Origin of the sequence: Paraburkholderia terricola (genome assembly GCF_900142195.1) — a bacterium.
In the GTDB taxonomy this organism is placed as follows: domain Bacteria; phylum Pseudomonadota; class Gammaproteobacteria; order Burkholderiales; family Burkholderiaceae; genus Paraburkholderia; species Paraburkholderia terricola.
In genome coordinates, this window is record NZ_FRAB01000008.1 from 202,464 (window position 1) to 219,776 (window position 17,313).

General features: G+C 64.3%; 16 protein-coding genes. 4 read left to right on the forward strand and 12 right to left on the reverse strand.

Going from position 1 to position 17,313, the window contains the following annotated elements:
• The first annotated feature begins 8 nt into the window (after nt 1-8).
• Nucleotides 9-1,775 carry a cobaltochelatase CobT-related protein gene (locus BUE39_RS09820; protein ID WP_073428444.1) on the forward strand — a complete coding sequence of 589 codons (1,767 nt, stop codon included), beginning with the start codon at nt 9-11 and terminating at the stop codon, nt 1,773-1,775.
• Nucleotides 1,776-1,791: 16 nt separating this feature from the next.
• Here BUE39_RS09820 and BUE39_RS09825 read toward each other — a convergent pair whose 3' ends face one another.
• Together BUE39_RS09825 and BUE39_RS09830 are read right to left on the reverse strand one after the other, a co-directional pair.
• Nucleotides 1,792-2,652: an MBL fold metallo-hydrolase gene (locus BUE39_RS09825; RefSeq protein ID WP_073428445.1), complete on the reverse strand. Its 861-nt coding sequence runs from the start codon at nt 2,650-2,652 to the stop codon at nt 1,792-1,794.
• Nucleotides 2,653-2,687: 35 nt separating this feature from the next.
• Complete coding sequence (locus tag BUE39_RS09830) at nt 2,688-3,362, reverse strand: MarC family protein (RefSeq protein WP_073428446.1); 675 nt, start codon at nt 3,360-3,362, stop codon at nt 2,688-2,690.
• Nucleotides 3,363-3,638: 276 nt separating this feature from the next.
• Here BUE39_RS09830 and BUE39_RS09835 point away from each other — a divergent pair, with 276 nt between their 5' ends.
• On the forward strand, nt 3,639-3,854 hold the full coding sequence (locus BUE39_RS09835; RefSeq protein ID WP_073428447.1) for a DUF3311 domain-containing protein: 216 nt from the start codon (nt 3,639-3,641) through the stop codon (nt 3,852-3,854).
• Nucleotides 3,851-5,323, forward strand: coding sequence for a sodium:solute symporter family protein (locus BUE39_RS09840; RefSeq protein ID WP_073428448.1), 1,473 nt, complete (start codon nt 3,851-3,853; stop codon nt 5,321-5,323). Before BUE39_RS09835 ends, BUE39_RS09840 begins: the two co-directional genes overlap by 4 nt.
• Before the next feature lie 57 nt (nt 5,324-5,380).
• Here BUE39_RS09840 and BUE39_RS09845 read toward each other — a convergent pair whose 3' ends face one another.
• From BUE39_RS09845 to BUE39_RS09880, 8 genes are all read right to left on the reverse strand, one after another.
• Nucleotides 5,381-6,556, reverse strand: a complete 1,176-nt coding sequence (locus tag BUE39_RS09845; protein WP_073428449.1) for a GGDEF domain-containing protein — start codon at nt 6,554-6,556, stop codon at nt 5,381-5,383.
• On the reverse strand, nt 6,516-7,385 hold the full coding sequence (locus tag BUE39_RS35150) for a hypothetical protein (RefSeq protein WP_073428450.1): 870 nt from the start codon (nt 7,383-7,385) through the stop codon (nt 6,516-6,518). Before BUE39_RS35150 ends, BUE39_RS09845 begins: the two co-directional genes overlap by 41 nt.
• 594 nt (nt 7,386-7,979) lie before the next feature.
• A complete protein-coding gene (locus BUE39_RS09855) occupies nt 7,980-10,154 on the reverse strand; it encodes a M1 family metallopeptidase (protein ID WP_073428451.1) in 2,175 nt (724 codons plus the stop codon).
• A 617-nt stretch (nt 10,155-10,771) separates the two neighbouring features.
• The gene (locus BUE39_RS09860) at nt 10,772-11,770 is read right to left on the reverse strand and encodes an aldo/keto reductase (RefSeq protein ID WP_073428452.1); all 999 of its coding nucleotides are present in this window, start codon (nt 11,768-11,770) and stop codon (nt 10,772-10,774) included.
• 105 nt (nt 11,771-11,875) lie between these two features.
• Complete coding sequence (locus BUE39_RS09865; RefSeq protein ID WP_073428453.1) at nt 11,876-12,118, reverse strand: hypothetical protein; 243 nt, start codon at nt 12,116-12,118, stop codon at nt 11,876-11,878.
• A gap of 10 nt (nt 12,119-12,128) precedes the next feature.
• On the reverse strand, nt 12,129-12,764 hold the full coding sequence (locus BUE39_RS09870) for a glutathione S-transferase family protein (protein ID WP_073428454.1): 636 nt from the start codon (nt 12,762-12,764) through the stop codon (nt 12,129-12,131).
• A gap of 39 nt (nt 12,765-12,803) precedes the next feature.
• Nucleotides 12,804-13,256: an SRPBCC family protein gene (locus BUE39_RS09875; RefSeq protein WP_073428455.1), complete on the reverse strand. Its 453-nt coding sequence runs from the start codon at nt 13,254-13,256 to the stop codon at nt 12,804-12,806.
• Nucleotides 13,253-13,588: an ArsR/SmtB family transcription factor gene (locus tag BUE39_RS09880; protein ID WP_073428456.1), complete on the reverse strand. Its 336-nt coding sequence runs from the start codon at nt 13,586-13,588 to the stop codon at nt 13,253-13,255. The genes BUE39_RS09875 and BUE39_RS09880 overlap by 4 nt, the downstream gene beginning before the upstream one ends.
• Nucleotides 13,589-13,786: 198 nt before the next feature.
• Here BUE39_RS09880 and BUE39_RS09885 point away from each other — a divergent pair, with 198 nt between their 5' ends.
• Complete coding sequence (locus tag BUE39_RS09885) at nt 13,787-14,692, forward strand: LysR family transcriptional regulator (protein ID WP_073428457.1); 906 nt, start codon at nt 13,787-13,789, stop codon at nt 14,690-14,692.
• Between the two features lie 92 nt (nt 14,693-14,784).
• Here BUE39_RS09885 and BUE39_RS09890 read toward each other — a convergent pair whose 3' ends face one another.
• Together BUE39_RS09890 and BUE39_RS09895 are read right to left on the reverse strand one after the other, a co-directional pair.
• Nucleotides 14,785-15,936, reverse strand: coding sequence for a branched-chain amino acid ABC transporter substrate-binding protein (locus BUE39_RS09890; RefSeq protein WP_073428458.1), 1,152 nt, complete (start codon nt 15,934-15,936; stop codon nt 14,785-14,787).
• Between the two features lie 129 nt (nt 15,937-16,065).
• The gene (locus tag BUE39_RS09895) at nt 16,066-17,295 is read right to left on the reverse strand and encodes an NAD(P)/FAD-dependent oxidoreductase (protein WP_073428459.1); all 1,230 of its coding nucleotides are present in this window, start codon (nt 17,293-17,295) and stop codon (nt 16,066-16,068) included.
• Nucleotides 17,296-17,313: the final 18 nt, after the last annotated feature.

Genomic DNA, 17,313 nt, shown 5'->3' on the forward strand with positions numbered 1-17,313 from the left:
TGAGCCGAATGAACGCGGCGCGCACGAGCGCGAAGCACGCGGCGCGCGACACGCGAGGCTTCGCGTTCGAATCGACGCTCGGCAAGGTGGCGCGCGTGCTCACCGGGCAATACGGCGTGACGGTCGCGTTCAGTCCCGATGGCCCGCGCGTCGAACCGGGCCGCATCGTGATTCCCGATTACGAGTTGAACGGCGGCGTCGAGCGCGACGTGCTGATCGGTTATCTGGACTTGCTGGTGGCGCGCGCCAAGCATGCTTCGCTCGCGCAACTCGACGCCTTGCCGGCCGGCGTCGCGGCCACGCTTGCGCAAGTGATCGACGACCGCCGCGTGTGCGCGCAATTGCTCGACGAATATCCGGGCGCGCGCTGGTTCATCGGCAAGTTGCGCGTGCATGCCGCCGAACGGGCGCGGCAACGCTGGCCGAAGCTGCACTGGCGCGACCGGCTCGTGTGGCTGGTGGAGCGTGCGCTGTGGGACGAACAGCCGAGCCCGACCGAAGCGAGCCATTCGTTGATCGCGGCGCTGCATGCGTCGCAAGATTTGCTGGACGAAGCGCGCGCGAGCGGTTCGACCGCGCGGAGCATCGCGACAGCGCAGGCGTTGGTGGCGCGCGTACGGGCTTTGTCGGCGGGCGACGTGAACAGCATGGCGTTCACCGCCGATCCGCTCGAAGACATCGAGACGGAAACCGTTGCCGCCTCGTCCGCGCCGTTCAACGACGACGACACCCTGCTCCCCGATCAGGGCAACACGGCCTCGCCGCCGTCCGATCAAAGCGGCGGCGCGCAGGCGGACAACGCGGTGGGCATGGGCCAATCGCCGGCCGATACGCAACAGCCCTCGGCCCGCACGGAAGGCGAAGCTGCCGCCGTCCCGCACGCCGCGCGCGCACGCCTGTCGATTCCGCTCGCCACCGAATTCGACGACATCGCCGACCTCACCGGCCAGGGCGACAGCACGGCGTGGCGCGAGCTGCGCGCGCAGGCTCGCGCGGACACCGCGCCGCTGAAGAAAAAACTCGAACGCGCGCTGAGCGCCGACGAGCGAACCCGTTGGCGGCGCGAACAGGAGCGCGGCGAGATCGACCGCACGTCGCTCGCCAGGCTCGCGACCTCGCCGGGTTATCGCACGCCGTTTCGCACGCAGCGCGCGGCCAAGGGACGCGACGTCGCCGTGAGCTTGCTGATCGACCGCAGCGGCTCGATGGCCGGACGCAAGATCGAACTCGCGCGGCTGTGCGCGGCGGCGCTGTGCGATGCGCTCACGCAGTTGTCGTTCGATTGCGAGGTGCTCGGCTACTGCTCGCTCGAATCCGCGCCGATGAAGCAGCTATACGAGCGGCAGCGTGCGGCCGGCGCGGATTTGCGGCGCTATAACCGCTTCGTCGAACGGCTCGATCTGAAGGTCTACAAGCGCTTTGGCGCGGCCGATCTGAGCGGCATCGCGCGGATCGATTGCGGCCACGAGAATCCCGACGGCGAGGCGCTCGCCTGGGCGGCGACGCGCCTCGCCGATCATCCGGCCGAACGGCGCATCCTGATGGTATTTTCCGACGGCTATCCCTCGACCGGCGACGGCGACACGCAGGTGTTGCGCAGCGATCTGCGCGAACGCGTCGCGGCCATCGGCAAGCGCGGCATCGAACTGGTCGGCATCGGCGTGCTGACCGATGCGGTCGAGGACTTCTATCCGCACAACGTGGTGGTAAGCCGCCTCGCGGAATTGCCGTCGACGGTGTTCTCCGTGTTGAGTGCGATGCTGCTGAAGCGCTAGCGCTGCGCGTCAACCGTCAGAACGCGTTCAACGGAATCTTCAGATAGCGCACGCCGTTGGCTTCGGGCTCCGGCAGCGCGCCCGCGCGAATGTTGATCTGGATGGCCGGCAGAATCAGCGTCGGCATGCCGAGCGTGCGATCACGGGCGGTGCGCATCGCAACGAATTCCTCGACCGTCACGCCGTCGTGCAAATGAATATTGTCGCGGCGCTGCTCGGCGACGGTGGTCTGCCATTGCGGCCCGCGCGAGTCCGGCGGGTAGTCGTGGCACATGCACAGCCGCGTCTGTGGCGGCAGCGCCAGCAAAGTCCGCACCGATTCATACAGGATGCGCGCATCGCCGCCCGGAAAATCGCAGCGCGCCGAGCCGCCGTCCGGCATGAACAGCGTGTCGCCCACGAACACCGTATCGCCGATCCGATACGCCATGTCCGCCGGCGTATGACCGGGCACATGCAGCGCCTGCGCGCTCAGTTGGCCGATGCCGAAGGTCTCGCCGGGCGCGAACAGATGATCGAACTGGCGGCCGTCGGCGTGCATCTCGTCGCCGAAATTGAAAATGCGCTTGAATGCCGCCTGCACGATGCGGATGCTTTCGCCGATCGCGATCTTGCCGCCCAGCGTCTCCTTCAGATAAGGCGCGGCTGAAACATGATCGGCATGCGCATGGGTTTCCAGCAGCCATTCGACACGCAAGCCATGCTCGCGGACGAAAGCGACGATGCGTTCGGCGCCCGCCGTCGACGTGCGGCCGGATTTCGGATCGTAGTCGAGCACCGGGTCGATCACCGCGCACGCCGAGCCTTCGCCCGCGTAGACGACGTAACTGAAAGTGCCCGTGGTGGCGTCGTAGAAGGCTTCTATCCGGGGTGTCATCGTCCGCTCCTTTTTTGTTTGCCGCCGCGCGCGGGCTATTTGACCGGCTGCATGGTCGCGATCGGGATCAGGAATTCGGAGAAGCCCGTCAGCATGATCTGAACGCCGATGCACAGCAGCAGAAACGAAGATACACGCATGGCGACCTTGGTTCCCTCCGCTCCGAGATAGCGGGCGAAAACCACCGCCTTGCTGTAGACCAGATAGACCGTGGCGGCCACCACCAGCGAGATCACCACGGAAGCGATGCCCGAGAGCACGAACTCCGAGAGCTTGTGCGTGCGGTTGGCCGTCAGCGCGATGGCGGTGGCGATCGAGCCCGGTCCTGTGGTGAGCGGAATGGTGAACGGGAAGAACGCCTTCGACATCGCATTGTCCGCGTCCACGCGCTTCACGCCCGGCTTGTCCGCGGGTTGCGTGTCGGGCGCATTGAGCATCTGCCAGCCGCCCACCGCGACCGCGAGGCCGCCGCCGATGCGCAGCGCCTCCATTGAAATGCCGAAGAAATGCAGGATCGGCGTGCCGATGAAAAACGCCACCAGCAGCACGCACAGCACGTTGATGGCGATTTTCCTCGCGAGCGCGGTGCGCTCCTCGGTGGTCAGCGAGGCGGTGCGGTCAAGGAAAACGAAAGCAATGCCGATCGGGTTGATGATGCTGATCAACCCGGTAAAGCCAAACAGAATGTCCGCGATCAGACTTTCGACCATATGCGACCCGTGGCGGGCGGCGGCTCGGGCGGCTCGACTGTCCGCGCATGAAAAGGCGCCGCGCTAGGTTGAACGAACCGGAGCCGCGCGGGCGGTCCGGATGATGCTTGCGTTGCGTGGCGAGCATCATAGCGCGGCCGAAAGGTGTGCCGGCAACTTTCAGAAAGCCTACACGCATTTTTGATCGACTTTACGCAACCAAAGCATCAGGCATACAGTCGCTGCGAAGCCGCACTTTCAACGAGACGTACTGACCGGTTCGAGGAGTTGCCCCCTATGTTGCTTCGTGTACTCGCCGCCTTGCCGTTCATCGGCATTCTGCTCGGCGTTCCGTTTGTCAACCGTGTCGAGCCGCTGATGCTCGGCATGCCCTTCGTGCTCGCATGGATCGTCATGTGGGTGGTGCTGAGCTCGCTCATCATGGCGATCGTCTATCGCCTCGACGCGTCCAATCGCCACATCGCCGCCGACGGCGAGGAGGTTCGCTCATGAGCGCCCTCGTCATCATCGCGGCCATCACGGTGTTCGCGCTTTACCTCGGCATGCGCGCGCGGCGCGGCCACGACATGAGCCTCGAACAATGGACCGTCGGCGGCCGCAGCTTCGGCACCGCGTTCGTGTTCCTGCTGATGGCGGGTGAGATCTACACGACCTTCACCTTCCTCGGCGGCAGCGGCTTTGCTTATGGCAAGGGCGCGCCCGTCTACTACATTCTGGCCTACGGCACGCTGGCCTACATCCTCTCTTACTGGATGCTGCCGCCGATCTGGCGTTATGCGAAGAACCACCGGCTCGTCTCGCAGCCGCATTTCTTCTCGCGCAAATATGAAAGCCCGGCGCTCGGCACGCTCGTCGCGCTGGTGGGCGTCGCCGCGCTGATCCCCTACCTCGTGCTGCAACTCAAGGGGCTCGGCATCATCGTCGCGACGGCTTCCTACGGCGTGATTTCATCGACCGCGGCCGTGTGGATCGGCGCCGCGGTGGTGACGTCCTACGTGATCGTCTCGGGCGTGCGCGGCTCCGCGTGGAATTCGGTGGTGAAGGATCTGCTGATTCTGGCGATCGTGCTGTTCCTCGGCATCTATCTGCCGCTGCACTATTACGGCGGCCTCGGCGAGATGTTCCATGCGATCGACGCCGCGCGTCCGGGCTTTCTCACGTTCCCCGCCAAGGGTTCGAGCGTGACCTGGTTCCAGTCCACCGTGCTGCTCACGGCGCTGGGCTTTTTCATGTGGCCGCACACGTTCGGTTCGATCTTCACCGCGAGGGACGAGCGCATTTTCCGCCGCAACGCGATCGTGCTGCCGCTGTACCAGTTGATTCTGCTGTTCGTGTTCTTCGTCGGCTTCGCGGCGACGCTGAAGGTGCCGGGGCTCAAGGGCGGCGACATCGACCTCTCGTTGTTCCGCCTGTCGTTGCAGACCTTCGACCCGTGGTTCGTCGGCGTGATCGGCGCGGCGGGCGTGCTGACCGCGCTGGTGCCGGGCTCGATGATCCTGACGGCGGCCTCCACGCTGCTGGCGAACGACGTGTATCGCGGCATGGTGAACCGCAATGCGTCGGATGCGGCGGTCGCCAAGCTGGCGCGCTTTCTGGTGCCGGTGGTGGCGCTCGTCGCGGTGGGCTTCACGCTGCATGGCGGCGAGACGATCGTCGCATTGCTGCTAATGGGCTATAGCTTCGTGACGCAGTTGTTTCCGGCGGTGATTTGCAGCCTGCGGCCGAATCATCGCGCCACGAAGGAAGGCGCGTTCTGCGGGATTCTCGCCGGCGTCGCGGTGGTGGCGGTGACGACCAGCATGCATTTGAGCGTGGGCCAACTGATGCCGTTTTTGCCCGATGCGTTGAAGGACGTCAATATTGGTTTTCTGGCGCTGGCGGTCAACGTGATCGTTTTTGCCGCGGTGAGCGCGGCGACGCAAACGCGGCAGGCTGAACGGACGCAGGCGTCGGCGAATTGAGGATGAAGGGCGGTGGCGGGTGAAGGGGCCCAGCGCGCGTTGTCGCGTCGGCGCCGATCACAACGTCGCCGCCCTACGCCCCTGATCCACGAACGCATACCCGTTCTTGCCGCTGCGCTTGACCTGGTACATCGCCTCGTCGGCCGCGCCGATCAGGCGACGGTAGTCGTCGACGAGATCGGGGAAGCTGGCAATGCCGATGCTCGCGCGAACCAGGCCGATTCCCATCTGCTCGTCCGTGCGAACCACGCACGCGATGAGCCGCCCGGCAATCTCGACGAGTTCCGCATCCGTCGAGAATCCCCGCACCAGCACGGCGAATTCGTCGCCGCCGATCCGGGCGACGACGTCGGCCTTGCGCACCGAGCCGCGAAAACACTTCGACACCGCGACCAGAAATTCATCGCCGACGCGATGACCGAGTGAATCGTTGACCTGCTTGAATCCGTCCAGATCGACATACAGCACGGCGATCTTGTGAGTCGCCGACTCGGCCTGCCGCCGCATCGCGGCTGCTTCGAGGGCGGCGAACAGCTTGCGCCGGTTCGGCAGACCGGTCATCGGATCGTGTAGCGCGGCGTGCTCGAATTCCTGCGACTGTCCCGCCAACTGGCGCGTCCGTTTCGCATACATGCCGAGCGCCGTGATCAACATGCAGAACAGCAGCGCGGCCAGAGCGATCACCGTGTACGCCACATGCGTGATCCGCACCCGCACGTCGGCGCTGTCGATGTCGCGTTGCGCGTGCCAATAGGCCGAGGCGTTGCGCAGCAGCGCATCCGTGTCGCGAAGATTCGCGTCCGGCGACAGCGCGGCGGGCGCGGCGGGCGCGGCGGGCGCAATACGCGGCGCCGCGGACGGGCTCGCGTTCACCAGCGCGGCGAGCGACGTGAGACGGCGAGCCAGTTCGGCGCGCGCGTTTCGCCGCCCCTCCGCCCTCGCCTCGCTATCGACCGGCACATGCTCCCATACGTCCGCGAGATGGCGCGCGCTGTCCGCGCGTTCGATCTCTTCGAGAACCAGGCTCGCATATTCCTGTTTGATCTGATCCGAAAAGACCATCCTGATCTGCAAGGCAAGGTACAGCAGGCCGATCAGCAGGCACAGCACCGACGCGACAGCCATCGTCGCGGGACCCGGCCCCAGGCGCAGCGTCGGGACGCGCACCGCGGCGCGCCGGGGACGATGCCGCTCAGGGATGGGAATAGATGTCTTGCTGGCTTGCGCGGCCATGTTGCCGGTAGCTCGTGCGTTTAAAGAAAAGGCTCATCCGTGTGAACACATTGCCTTTCGGTTTTGCGTTGACGGGCGTTGCCCGCCGCTCCTGCTGAGCGGCTCGCGCGTCCTTGACCGGCCGCGCCGCCGCGAACGGCTGCACGATGGGATCGGAGCCGCTGCTCGCGCGCCGGCTCGATCGGACCGACGTTGCAGCCGGCGCGGAGGTAGCGTTGGATGCGCCGGCTTGAGCGATCGTGGTTGCGGGGCGCCGCATGACACGGCCTGACCAGACTGCCTGTTTGCGGCCTTCTTCGCCCTCCGAGGTGAGTGTCGCGACGGAGGATGCAGGCGTTGCGGGCGGTTTTGGTGCGGGCGGGTTCATGGCCGGCTTGCTGTCCGGGGTTGCCGCGCCGGGTGTTGCGGGCCCCGTTACCGCCGTATCCATGACCGCCGCGCCCATCGGGGCCGTGAGCGGCACATTCACGGGCGCCGCCGCGACGGGCGCGGACGGCATGCCCGGCCCCGCCATCGTCATCGACATCGGCGGTCCCAGCGATGACGCCGACTTCGCGAGCACCGCTGCGCTCGCCGCCGACGCCGGCACGCCGAGCGCGCGCCGCGCACCCGCCATGGCTTCGGCATAGGCCTGCTGATCGTGATTGAACCAGACGCCGTACGCGACCGTCCCCACCACGCCGAAGGCGAGCGCGCTTGCGGCGGCTACGCATAGCGCGAGACGTCCGAAGCGTGGCGGCGGCGCCGGATCCTGTTCGGGCTCGTCAGTGTCGAAGCCGGCATCCCGGCCGGCCCTCCTGGACCTCGACAACTCGGTATCGTCGAACATCGCAATACTCTCCGGAACCCTTCCGTCCGACGGTTCGTCGGACCTGGTTCAACATTCTTCCGACGGTTTTGCTAATTCGCTCATCGGGTAACGACAACACGACAACGCCGCGCTTCACATGCCGGCTCTGCGAGTCGGCTTCGCGCTGCAAGGTTGTAAAAGATTCAACGTCACGTGTAGATGCGGACGGTACGGCGCGACCTCGATGGCCGCTCGTGCAGGTGATATCGCGGGCAGACGAATAGGCGCATGCTCGCGGCCTTCTGGCATGCAACAAACACGCCTATGAGAAGCGCGGTCGGCGGCGTTGCATCGGGGAATGAAGGGTATAAACGATGAATTGGCCGCGCGCTAGACCGCTCAGGCCCACGAGAAACGGCCACGCTGGGGCGGTTTGCGATGACTTCCGCCTCGCTGGATCGTGGCGGCCCGCACCTGGATTTCGGCTGCTATTGGCTACTTTTGCGAAGGTGCGAAAGGTAGCCGCGAAACGGCAAAACGCGTGGCTCCTGAAACGTAAAGGCGGTGGCCCGCATCGCATGACGATGCGGACCACGGCCCTGCTTTTCAGCGCGGCTCGATAACGCCGGCCGCTTATTTCGCCTGCTGCGCTTGCTGCTTCGACCTGAGCTTGCCCTGGAAGCGGATCTGCGGACGCAGCGATTGCGTCGTCGGCGGGGTCATGAGCATCTGACGCGCGAGCGGCGTAGCAGTCGGGTTCAACGAACCGATGCTGGTTTCACGCGACGGATCGGCGAGACCGTTCTTCACCAGCAGCTTCGCTTCGAGTTGCAGATTGGTCAGCAGAACCGGATCCTTCAACGCGTTGCCCTGCGCGAGCAACTGACTCCACGCGGTGTTGCCGTAATTCGTCACGTAGTAGTCGAGACCGCTCGGATCGGCGAGCACCGCGGAACAACCGTTCAGGCGCACCTGCGTTTGCATGTCTTTCATCGCAACCGTCTTGCGCGACGTGAGCCCGTCGCCGTAGGCGAGCGTCAACGGAATGGTCCACTGCGTGCCGGGGTACGGGTTCTGGTTCGGAAACGGCGACTGCTTGAGCGTGACCACGGTCTGATTCGAGACCAGATCGCACTGCGTGTCGAGCGAGATCAACGGCACGCCCGTTTGCCGCACGAAGCTGTCGCCGATCGCCACCATCGGCTCGCCGCTTGCCCTGGTCAGTTCATCCCACAGGCGCCTTGGCGTGACATTGCCGAGCGCATAGTCGGCCAGATACGATTGCAGCCCCTTGCGCATCACTTCCTCGCCGAGATAGTTCTCCAGCATCTTCAGCACGTGGCCGCCCTTGTCGTAGGTGAAGGCGCTCGCGCTCAGCACGAAGTCGTTCGAGGCCCAGCCGTTGAAGTTCGGCTGCACCGGGAACGCGGTGGATTTCAGATCGGCATTGATCACCGCGTACTTGTTCTTCACGTCGTCGACCCAACTGAAGCGGTCCGGGAAGAAACGCACCTTGGTCTTGTTCTCGAAGAAGGTGGCGAACGACTCGTTCAGCCACACATCGTCCCACCAGTCGAGCGTGACCAGATCGCCGAACCACTGGTGCGCCGCTTCGTGCGTGAGCACCGTCACGCCGTAATCGGACATCTCGGTGCCCGGCGCCGGCAGAATGTCGTCGGCGAATTCCAGAATCGCGCCCCAGTTCTCCATCCCGCCGAAGTTCAGGTCTTTCTGCTCCTTGAACGCGTCGTTCGCCGCGATCGTGTCGAACTTGGTGAGCGGCAACGCAATGCCCGTGTAGCGATAGTAGTAATCGAGCGCCTGCTTGGTCTGCTGCATCGCCGGCTTGGCCCAGTCACGCATGCCGGGCGGCGTGAAGATACGCAGATGCAGACCCTTGCCGTCCGGCAGCGGGCTCGTGAAATCGTCCTCGAGAATATCGAACTGGCCGCCGCCGAAGAAGAGCAGATACGAAGGCATCGGCGGCGTCTTTTCGAACGACACCAGCTTGTAGCCGCTGTCCACGTTCACCGCCGGTTTCTCCGCCGCGTTCGAGACGACGTTCCAGTTTTGCGGGACTTCCGCGCTCACCTCATAGGTGGGCCGGAAAGCCGGCTCGTCCCAGCCGGGGAACCATTGGCGCGCGAGATTCGATTCGCCTTGCGTGAGAATCGCGCCGCTCGTGGTGCCGTCCGTCGCCTTCAGATCGACGCGGAACACGCCTTCGGCCGCCGAGCATCCCGGATACGGATCGTCGCCGCAACTGCCGCCGGTCTTGGTGACCGGATCGTCATAGCTCTTGAAGTTGATGATGCCGCTCCACTCCATGTGCAGCGAGTAATTGCCGGCCGCGATCTGGCCGCTGACGGGCCGAAGCTGATAGAAGTCGCCGTCGTCCTGCGGCGTGGCGATCAACGGGATGTTGCCAGGCTGAAGCGTGATCGTGCCATTGGTGAACTTGACGCGGTGGCCCGCGATGGTGATCGCGTTGACGGCCTTCAGCACCTTGATCTGCACGTCGGCGCGGCCGTCGAATGACGACAGCGCCGGGTTCGGCCGGAACCACAGCTTGTAGTTGACGGGCATGACCGTGTCGGGCAGTTCGACCGGCGGCACCGTCTTGTCGATCGACGGATTCGCGGCGATCGGCGCGGTGGGCGGCGCCAGCGCCGTGTCGGAAGCGGCCGTCGGCGTCTGCGCGGACTTGCTCGTCAGCGTGGAGGCGCCATCTCCCGCGCCGCATCCCGCCAGAACCATTATTCCGGCTAGCGCCAGGCACTGTATCTGCAATCGGAAATTTATACTCATGATTAATCCTCGACTGACAATATCGGCATAAAGAAAGTGCGATGAATGCTTCAACTGGTTTCTCTGTTTTTTCAGAGAAAAAGGTCTCCCGCACCAACACCGAATTGCTGGCGAGAATATATGGACGTGTTACACCCTCAGCACTTGCGGCTGATTTTTAAATAACGGCGTTTAATCATTACAATGCTTTCAGCGAAACGGATTGGAACCGTTTCGTTCAGCTTCCATGCGATCGTCTGACTGATGGGCAAAGCGGCGGCTTGCCTGCGTCTCCGGGCAGGGGTAAATTTTTTTAATCAGTTTTGACGACAGTGCGTAGCCTAGTTTGGCAAACGTTCCCGTGTCAACTTCCTTTCACAATCTTTCCTGAAGTTTCACACGGTGTATGCCGTTCGAATGGAATCCCAGTAAATGATCCGAGTTAATACTCTAGAAACCCCGCGATTCCCGATTGCCTACGGAAAACCTAGCTTTCCATTTCCCGGAATGTGCTATGGATTGACGCGCGAATAAATGCAAAACGAATGCGCGGGGTTTTGCGTTGAAAACACCTTGCGCATCCGCGCCCCTCACGAAAACACGGCAGCAGGTTCAGGAGCGAATCGACCACGCGGTGTTCAACCGCCCACCGCCGCCACGATCCGCGCGCACATCGCTTTATCGGGCAGCGGACCCGAGCCGGCCCGAACGTTGTCGGCCATGTATTGCGGACGCCCGGTGCCGGGAATCACCACCGTCACCGCCGCTTGCGCGAGCACGAACTTGAGGAGCAGTTGCGCCCAGCTCGTGCAGTCGATCTCCGCGGCCCACGCGGGCAGCGGCGTTTTGCCGACGCGCGCGAGCAGGCCGCCGCCGCCGAAAGGCTGGTTGATCGCCACCGCGATACCCAGCTCCGCCGCGAGCGGCAAGATGCGCGCCTCGGCGGCGCGGTCATCCGCTGCATAGTTGATTTGCACGAAGTCGGGCTTTTCGCTGCGCATCACGGCCGCGACTTCGCCGAATGCACTCGACGTGTAGTGCGTGACGCCGATATAGCGAATCCGGCCGCGCGCTTTCCAGTCGCGCAGCGTGGCGAGTTGCGTGCGCCAGCCGAGCAGATTGTGGACCTGCATCAGATCGATGCGCGGTTGTTGAAAACGGCGCAGCGATTCCTCCATCTGCGCGATGCCGGCCTCGCGTCCCTGAGTCCAGACCTTGGTCGCGACGAAGGCTTTGCGGTGCGCGTCGAGTTGCGTCAGCAGCGCGCCGGCAACAGCTTCCGACGAGCCGTACATCGGCGACGAGTCGATCGCCGAGCCGCCTGCCTCGAAGAGAATTCGCAGCACGTCGGCAAGTTGCGCGCGAGCGCCGGGATCATCGCCGACATCGAACGTGCGCCACGTGCCGCAGCCGATGACCGGCAAACGTTCGCCAGTCGACGGAATCACACGCTGTGCGATACGCGAGGGCGTGGCGGTTTGCGGTTGTGGTTGCGGTTGTGGTTGGGCCTGCGTTTGCGCCGAGGTCAAACGCGGCAGAGCGATCGAGACCGGCAAGCCGATGGCGGCGCTTGTTACCGTGCGCAGAAAGGAGCGTCTGCCGGCGCGCCGCACGGCGTCGTTCGATGAAAGTGCCATGACGTGCCCTCGATAAGCAACGAACAAGCTTCGAGTCTGCACGATACGGCAATCGGGCGCGGCGTGTGGCGTGAGGAGACCACCGCGCCTGGACACGACGCCCCGCTATCTGATGAAATGCCCACAAATCGCCACGGCACTAAAGCGCATATACAAAGACGACTGCGAAGACTGCGCCGCGCCCGCCGCGAATCGATCCGCCGCCAACGCGGACCCGCCCGCCGCGCCGAGCGCGGCAACCACAATCGCCATACCGCGCAGCCGCCCGGCGCGGCCGACGAGCGTGCCCGACACGCTTCGCCAACTCGCCAGCAAGGTCATGCCGAGCGCCACGATCGCGCAACACATGGCCGTTCCTTCAACCGTTCGCGACGGACAGCGCCGGCCGCGCCGGAAACGGATCGCGCCAGGCGTCGAGCGCGTTCAACCGATCGTGCCAGCGCCGCACATGCTCGAACTCTTCGAGCGGCATCGCCGCGCTTTTCGCGTAAGGCAAGGTCGCGCCGACCGAAAAGTCCGCGACGCTCAGTTCATCGCCAAGCAGCCATGTGCGATCCTTGAGATGCCGATCGAGCACGCCCGCGTGCTTGCGAAACCAGCCCTGCGCTTCAGCGACTTTCGACGCATCCGGCTCGCCGAGTCCGATCCGCGGCTTGACCAGATGCTCGAAATAAAGCGTGCCGCCATGCCGGTAAAAATGCTGGCTGTTCCAGCTGAACCAGCGCACCGCATCGGCCTGCCGCGCGCCGCGCGGCCAGAGATCCGATTCCGCGCGCTGCGCGAAATGGCAGATGATCGCGTCGGCTTCCCAAAGGCTTTTATCGCCGTCGACGAGACACGGCACCTTGCCGTTCGGATTGATCGCCAGATAAGCGGGTTCATTCTGCTCGCCCTTTGCCAGATCGACGAAAACGTATTCGATGGGCAAGCCCAGGTACTTCGCCACGGCGCACGCTTTTCTGGGGGCCAGGGTTTCAGAATAGTAGAGCTTCATGTTCGACCTCGATATGGGTTGAATTCGGTCCGATGCGCTTTATTCGCCTGTGTCGTTCAGTTCGGCGATCAGTGCCTCGAGCTTGTCGAAGGAGCCGTTCCAGCCGACCTGATGCGCGTCGCGCGCGGCCGCGTCGAAGAATTGCGAGTGCGTGAAATTGAGTTCGGTGCCTTCTTCGATCGGACGCAATCGGATCGTCACGAGAGACTGGCGCTCCGGCATCGTCACCCACTGCCAGGTAAAGACGAGCTTGCTGTCCGGTTCGACTTCCTGGTATTCGCCGCGGCAGTCGTGCGTTTCGCCGTCGAGCGTCTGGAACACCACGCGAAAGCGCCCGCCCACGCGCGGATCGGCTTCGGCGCTCAGCACCGGCCCGGCGTCGGGCCCCCACCAGCGCGCCATCAGTTCGGGGCGCGTCCACGCTGCGTAGACTCTCGCCGGCGGCGCCTTGATGCGCCGGATGATGGTCAGGCTGGGCTTTTCCTTGATCATTCCTCTTCCCCCTCCACAAAGTCGGTAAGTCGATCGAGACTGGCGGACCAGAAGCGCTCATAGCGTCGTAGCCACGCCATCGCCTCCTCCATCGGGCCGGCGACGAGGTCCACCGAAACGGTCCGGCCTTTCTTGGTACGCGCCACGAGACCCGCTTCGCTCAGCACGTCGAGGTGCTTCATGACAGCGGGAAGCTTGAGCGGCAGCGGACGCGCGATCTCCGTGATCGACAGGCCGGGCTCCCGCTCCAGACGCGCGAGGATAGCCCGCCGCGTGGGGTCCACGAGAGCGGAAAACGTACGATCCAACTGACTGACCGGATACTTCGCCATGTGGTGAACTATAGAGATTGATCGTGAAGTGTCAAGCTTTTTTGCAGGGCCGCCTCGTCATGCGGAGGACGCGAGCGCATCCAACCGGTTGACGTGTCCTTGCGCCCCGAGACCGGCACGCGCCGCCGTGTCGCCGTTCTAGAATGTCGCCTCGTTGCCGCGCTCGCGCCAACCGGTCACATCACAAGGACAACACGTATGGACATGCTTCAGGCGATGACGGTGTTCAAGCGCGTCGTGGACGCGTCGAGCTTTTCCAGGGCGGCCGATTCGCTGGAAATGCCGCGCGCGTCGGTGTCGACTGTCGTGCAGAACCTCGAAGGCCATCTCGGCGTGCGGCTCCTGAATCGCACGACGCGCAGCGTTCAGGTCACCGGCGACGGCGCGCTCTACTACGAATATTGCGCGCGCATTCTGGCCGAGGTCTCCGACGCCGAGTCGGCGTTATCGAACAAACGCCAGAGCCCGCGCGGCACGATTCGCGTCGACACCTCCGCGACATTCGCCACCAACGTGCTGATTCCCGTGCTGCGCGATTTCAACGCGCGCTATCCCGACATCGCGGTGAAGCTGGGTATCGCCGATCGCAACGTGGATCTCGTGCAGGAAGGCGTGGATTGCGTGATCCGCATCGGCGTGCTCGACGATTCGAGCCTCGTCGCGCGCACGATCGGCAGCGTGCGCATGACCACCTGCGCGGCGCCCGCCTATCTCGAACAGATGGGCGAGCCGGCCACGCCCGACGATCTCGAGCGGCATCGCGCGGTGAATTATTTTTCGGCGCGCACGGGGCGTGTCTACCCCTTCGAATTCGAAGTCGACGGCGCGCTCGTGCGAAAACCAATGGAAGGGATTCTGGCGGTCAACGACGGCCAGGTTTACATCACGTCCGCGCTCGAAGCCTTGGGAATGATCCAGGTGCCGCGCTTCATGGTGGCGAAAGCGATCGATGCGGGCGCGTTGCGTGAAATTCTGCGCGGCTTCCCGAGCCCGCCGATTCCGCTTTCGATCCTTTACCCGCACCGCCGCCTGAGCATGTGCGTCAGAGTATTCAGCGAGTGGGTGCATGAACTCGCGCAGCAGAATCCCGACCTGAACGGCTAGCGGTTTGCGCGGCAGGCAACCGCAAACACAAACACAAACACAATCGCAAACGCAAACGCAATCGCCTGCGCACCCGCGCAAACCGCCAACGACTACGCGCCGTTGCCGCCCACCGTCTTGATGCTCTTCCATTGCCCTTGCTGAACCTGGAACAGCGTATAAGGCGGCTTGATCAGATCGCCATACGGATCGAAGGTGATATTGCCGGTCACACCCGTGACCGTGACCTTCGACAGGCTCTCGACAATCTTCGCGCGATCGAGCGAGTCGGCGCCGTGGATCGCCTTGATCATCGCGAGCGCGGCGTCGTAGGCGAACGGCGCGTAGAGCTCGACATCCTGATTGAAGCGCGCCTTGTAGCGCTTGCCGAACGCCTGCGCGGCGGGCAGCTTGTCGAGCGCCGGACCCGGCTCGAGATCCTGGGTGCCGTCGCCGGCCGCGCCGGATATCTGCAGGAACGCATTGCTCTTCAGCGCGCCCGCGCCGAACAGTTGCGCGTTGATGCCGAGCGAGCGCATCTGCTTGACCAGCATCGCGCCCTGCTCGTCCAGGCCGCCGAAGAAGATCATGTCGACGTTCTTGCTCTTCAACGTGGTCAGAATGGCGCGGAAATCGACCGCCTTGTCGTTGGTGAACTCGCGATCGACCACGTTGCCGTTCGCTTCCTTGACGCCTTTTTCAAACGCATCCGCGAGACCTTGCCCGAATGCGGTGCGGTCGTCGATGATGCCGATGCGTTTCGCCTTCATCTGCTCCACCACGAAATGCCCCGCGACGACTCCGCCGATGCCGTCATGGCCCATCGTGCGGAAGACGTTTTTGAAGCCCTGCTTGGTGAGTTGCGGATTGGTCGAGCCCGGCGTGATCATCGCCACGTTCGCCTGGTGATAGACCGTCGAAGCCGGAATGCTGCAACCCGAGTTGTAGTGGCCGATCACCCCCACCACGCCTTCGTCGACCAGCTTCTGCGCGACCTGAATCGCCACGCGCGGGTCGGCCTGATCGTCCTGCACGTCGAGCACGAACTTGACCGGCTTGCCGCCGACGGTCGGATGCTTCGCGTTCTCTTCATCGAGCGCCAGTTGCGCGCCATATTGCAAGTCTTTGCCGACTCGGGCCACCGGACCGGTCAACGGCCCGACGAAACCGATCTTGACGACTTCGGGGTCGGCGGCCCACGACAACGGCATGTACGTGGCGAGTGCACAGACAGTGGCACTCAACAGCCAATAGCGGCGATTCATGATGCGCTCCTTGCGAGATGTGACGTCGCGCGTGTAGTAGGTTGACCGATCCGATGCGCGACGCGTCGAAACCGTCCTGCGATGCCTGTGGTGAAACGTGAAAACTTCGTTTGGCTGTCCCCTGCAAAATCAAAAACGCGTGGCCGCGTAGGGCGCGAGATCGAGCGACGGCGCCCGCCGCGCGATCAGATCCGCGACGATGCGCCCGCTCACGCCCGCCAGCGTCAGGCCCAGATGCTGATGGCCGAAGGCGTAGATCACGCGTTCGCTCGCGCGCGATCGCGCGAGCACCGGCACGCCGTCGGGCAGCGTCGGGCGAAAGCCGAGCCAGTTGCTGTCAGGCGTAGCCAGCGCGGGTAGCGCGCGCTTCGCGGAAAACGTCAGCAAGTCGAGCAGCGAGCGGTTGCGCGTGTCGCCGAAACCGGCGAGTTCGACGGTGCCCGCGACGCGCAAGCCGTCGCTCATCGGCGTCATGTAGAAGCCGCGTTCGGCCCAGCCGACCGGCCGCGACACCAGTTGCTGCGCGCCGGGAAAACGGACGTGATAGCCGCGCTCGGTGTCGAGCGGAACCGGGTCGCCGCATTGGCCGGCGAACTGCGCGGAGCGCGCGCCGGTTGCCACCACCACGTAATCGAAACGGCGCGCGATGCCGCCGACGCTGAGGCTCGCGCCTTCGCCCGAAGGCTGCACGCGCTCGACCGCCGCGCGCTCCAGCGTCAAGCCTTGCGCGGCGAGTCGATCATGAAGCGTCTGCAAGAAGCCTTGCGGGTCGGAGAAATGCCAGCTATTCGTGAACAGCACGCCGCGCTCGAAGATCGGTGCGAGCGACGGTTCCAGCGCACGGATATCGTCGCCCTTGAGCAGATCGAAGGTGACGCCGAGCTTCCGGCGCAGATCGAGCGCGGCACGCGCGGCATCGAATGAAGCCGCGCTCGAATACAGATACAGGCACTCGCGCGGACGAACGAAGCTCGCCAGTTCCGGGTTCGCGAGCAGCGGCGCATAGCCGTCATACGCGTGATCGAGCAGCGCCGCGAGTGCGGCGGCGCTGGCCTCGTAGCGGCGCGGCAGCGAACTCATCATGAAGCGCACCAGCCACGGCGCGAGATGCGGTAGATAACCCCAACGCAATCTGAACGGACTCTGGTTCGATAACAGAAAGCGCGGCAAGTCACGGAACACCGACGGGTTGTTGACCGGAATGCACGCATACGGCGCGAACGTCCCGGCGTTGCCGAACGACGCGCCCTGCCCCACGCCGGCCGGATCGAACAGCGTGACGCGGTGGCCGTCGCGCATCAACGCGGCCGCGCTCGCCAGGCCGATGAACCCCGCACCGATGATGGCGACGTCCGGCATCACGCGCGCCTTTCGGGT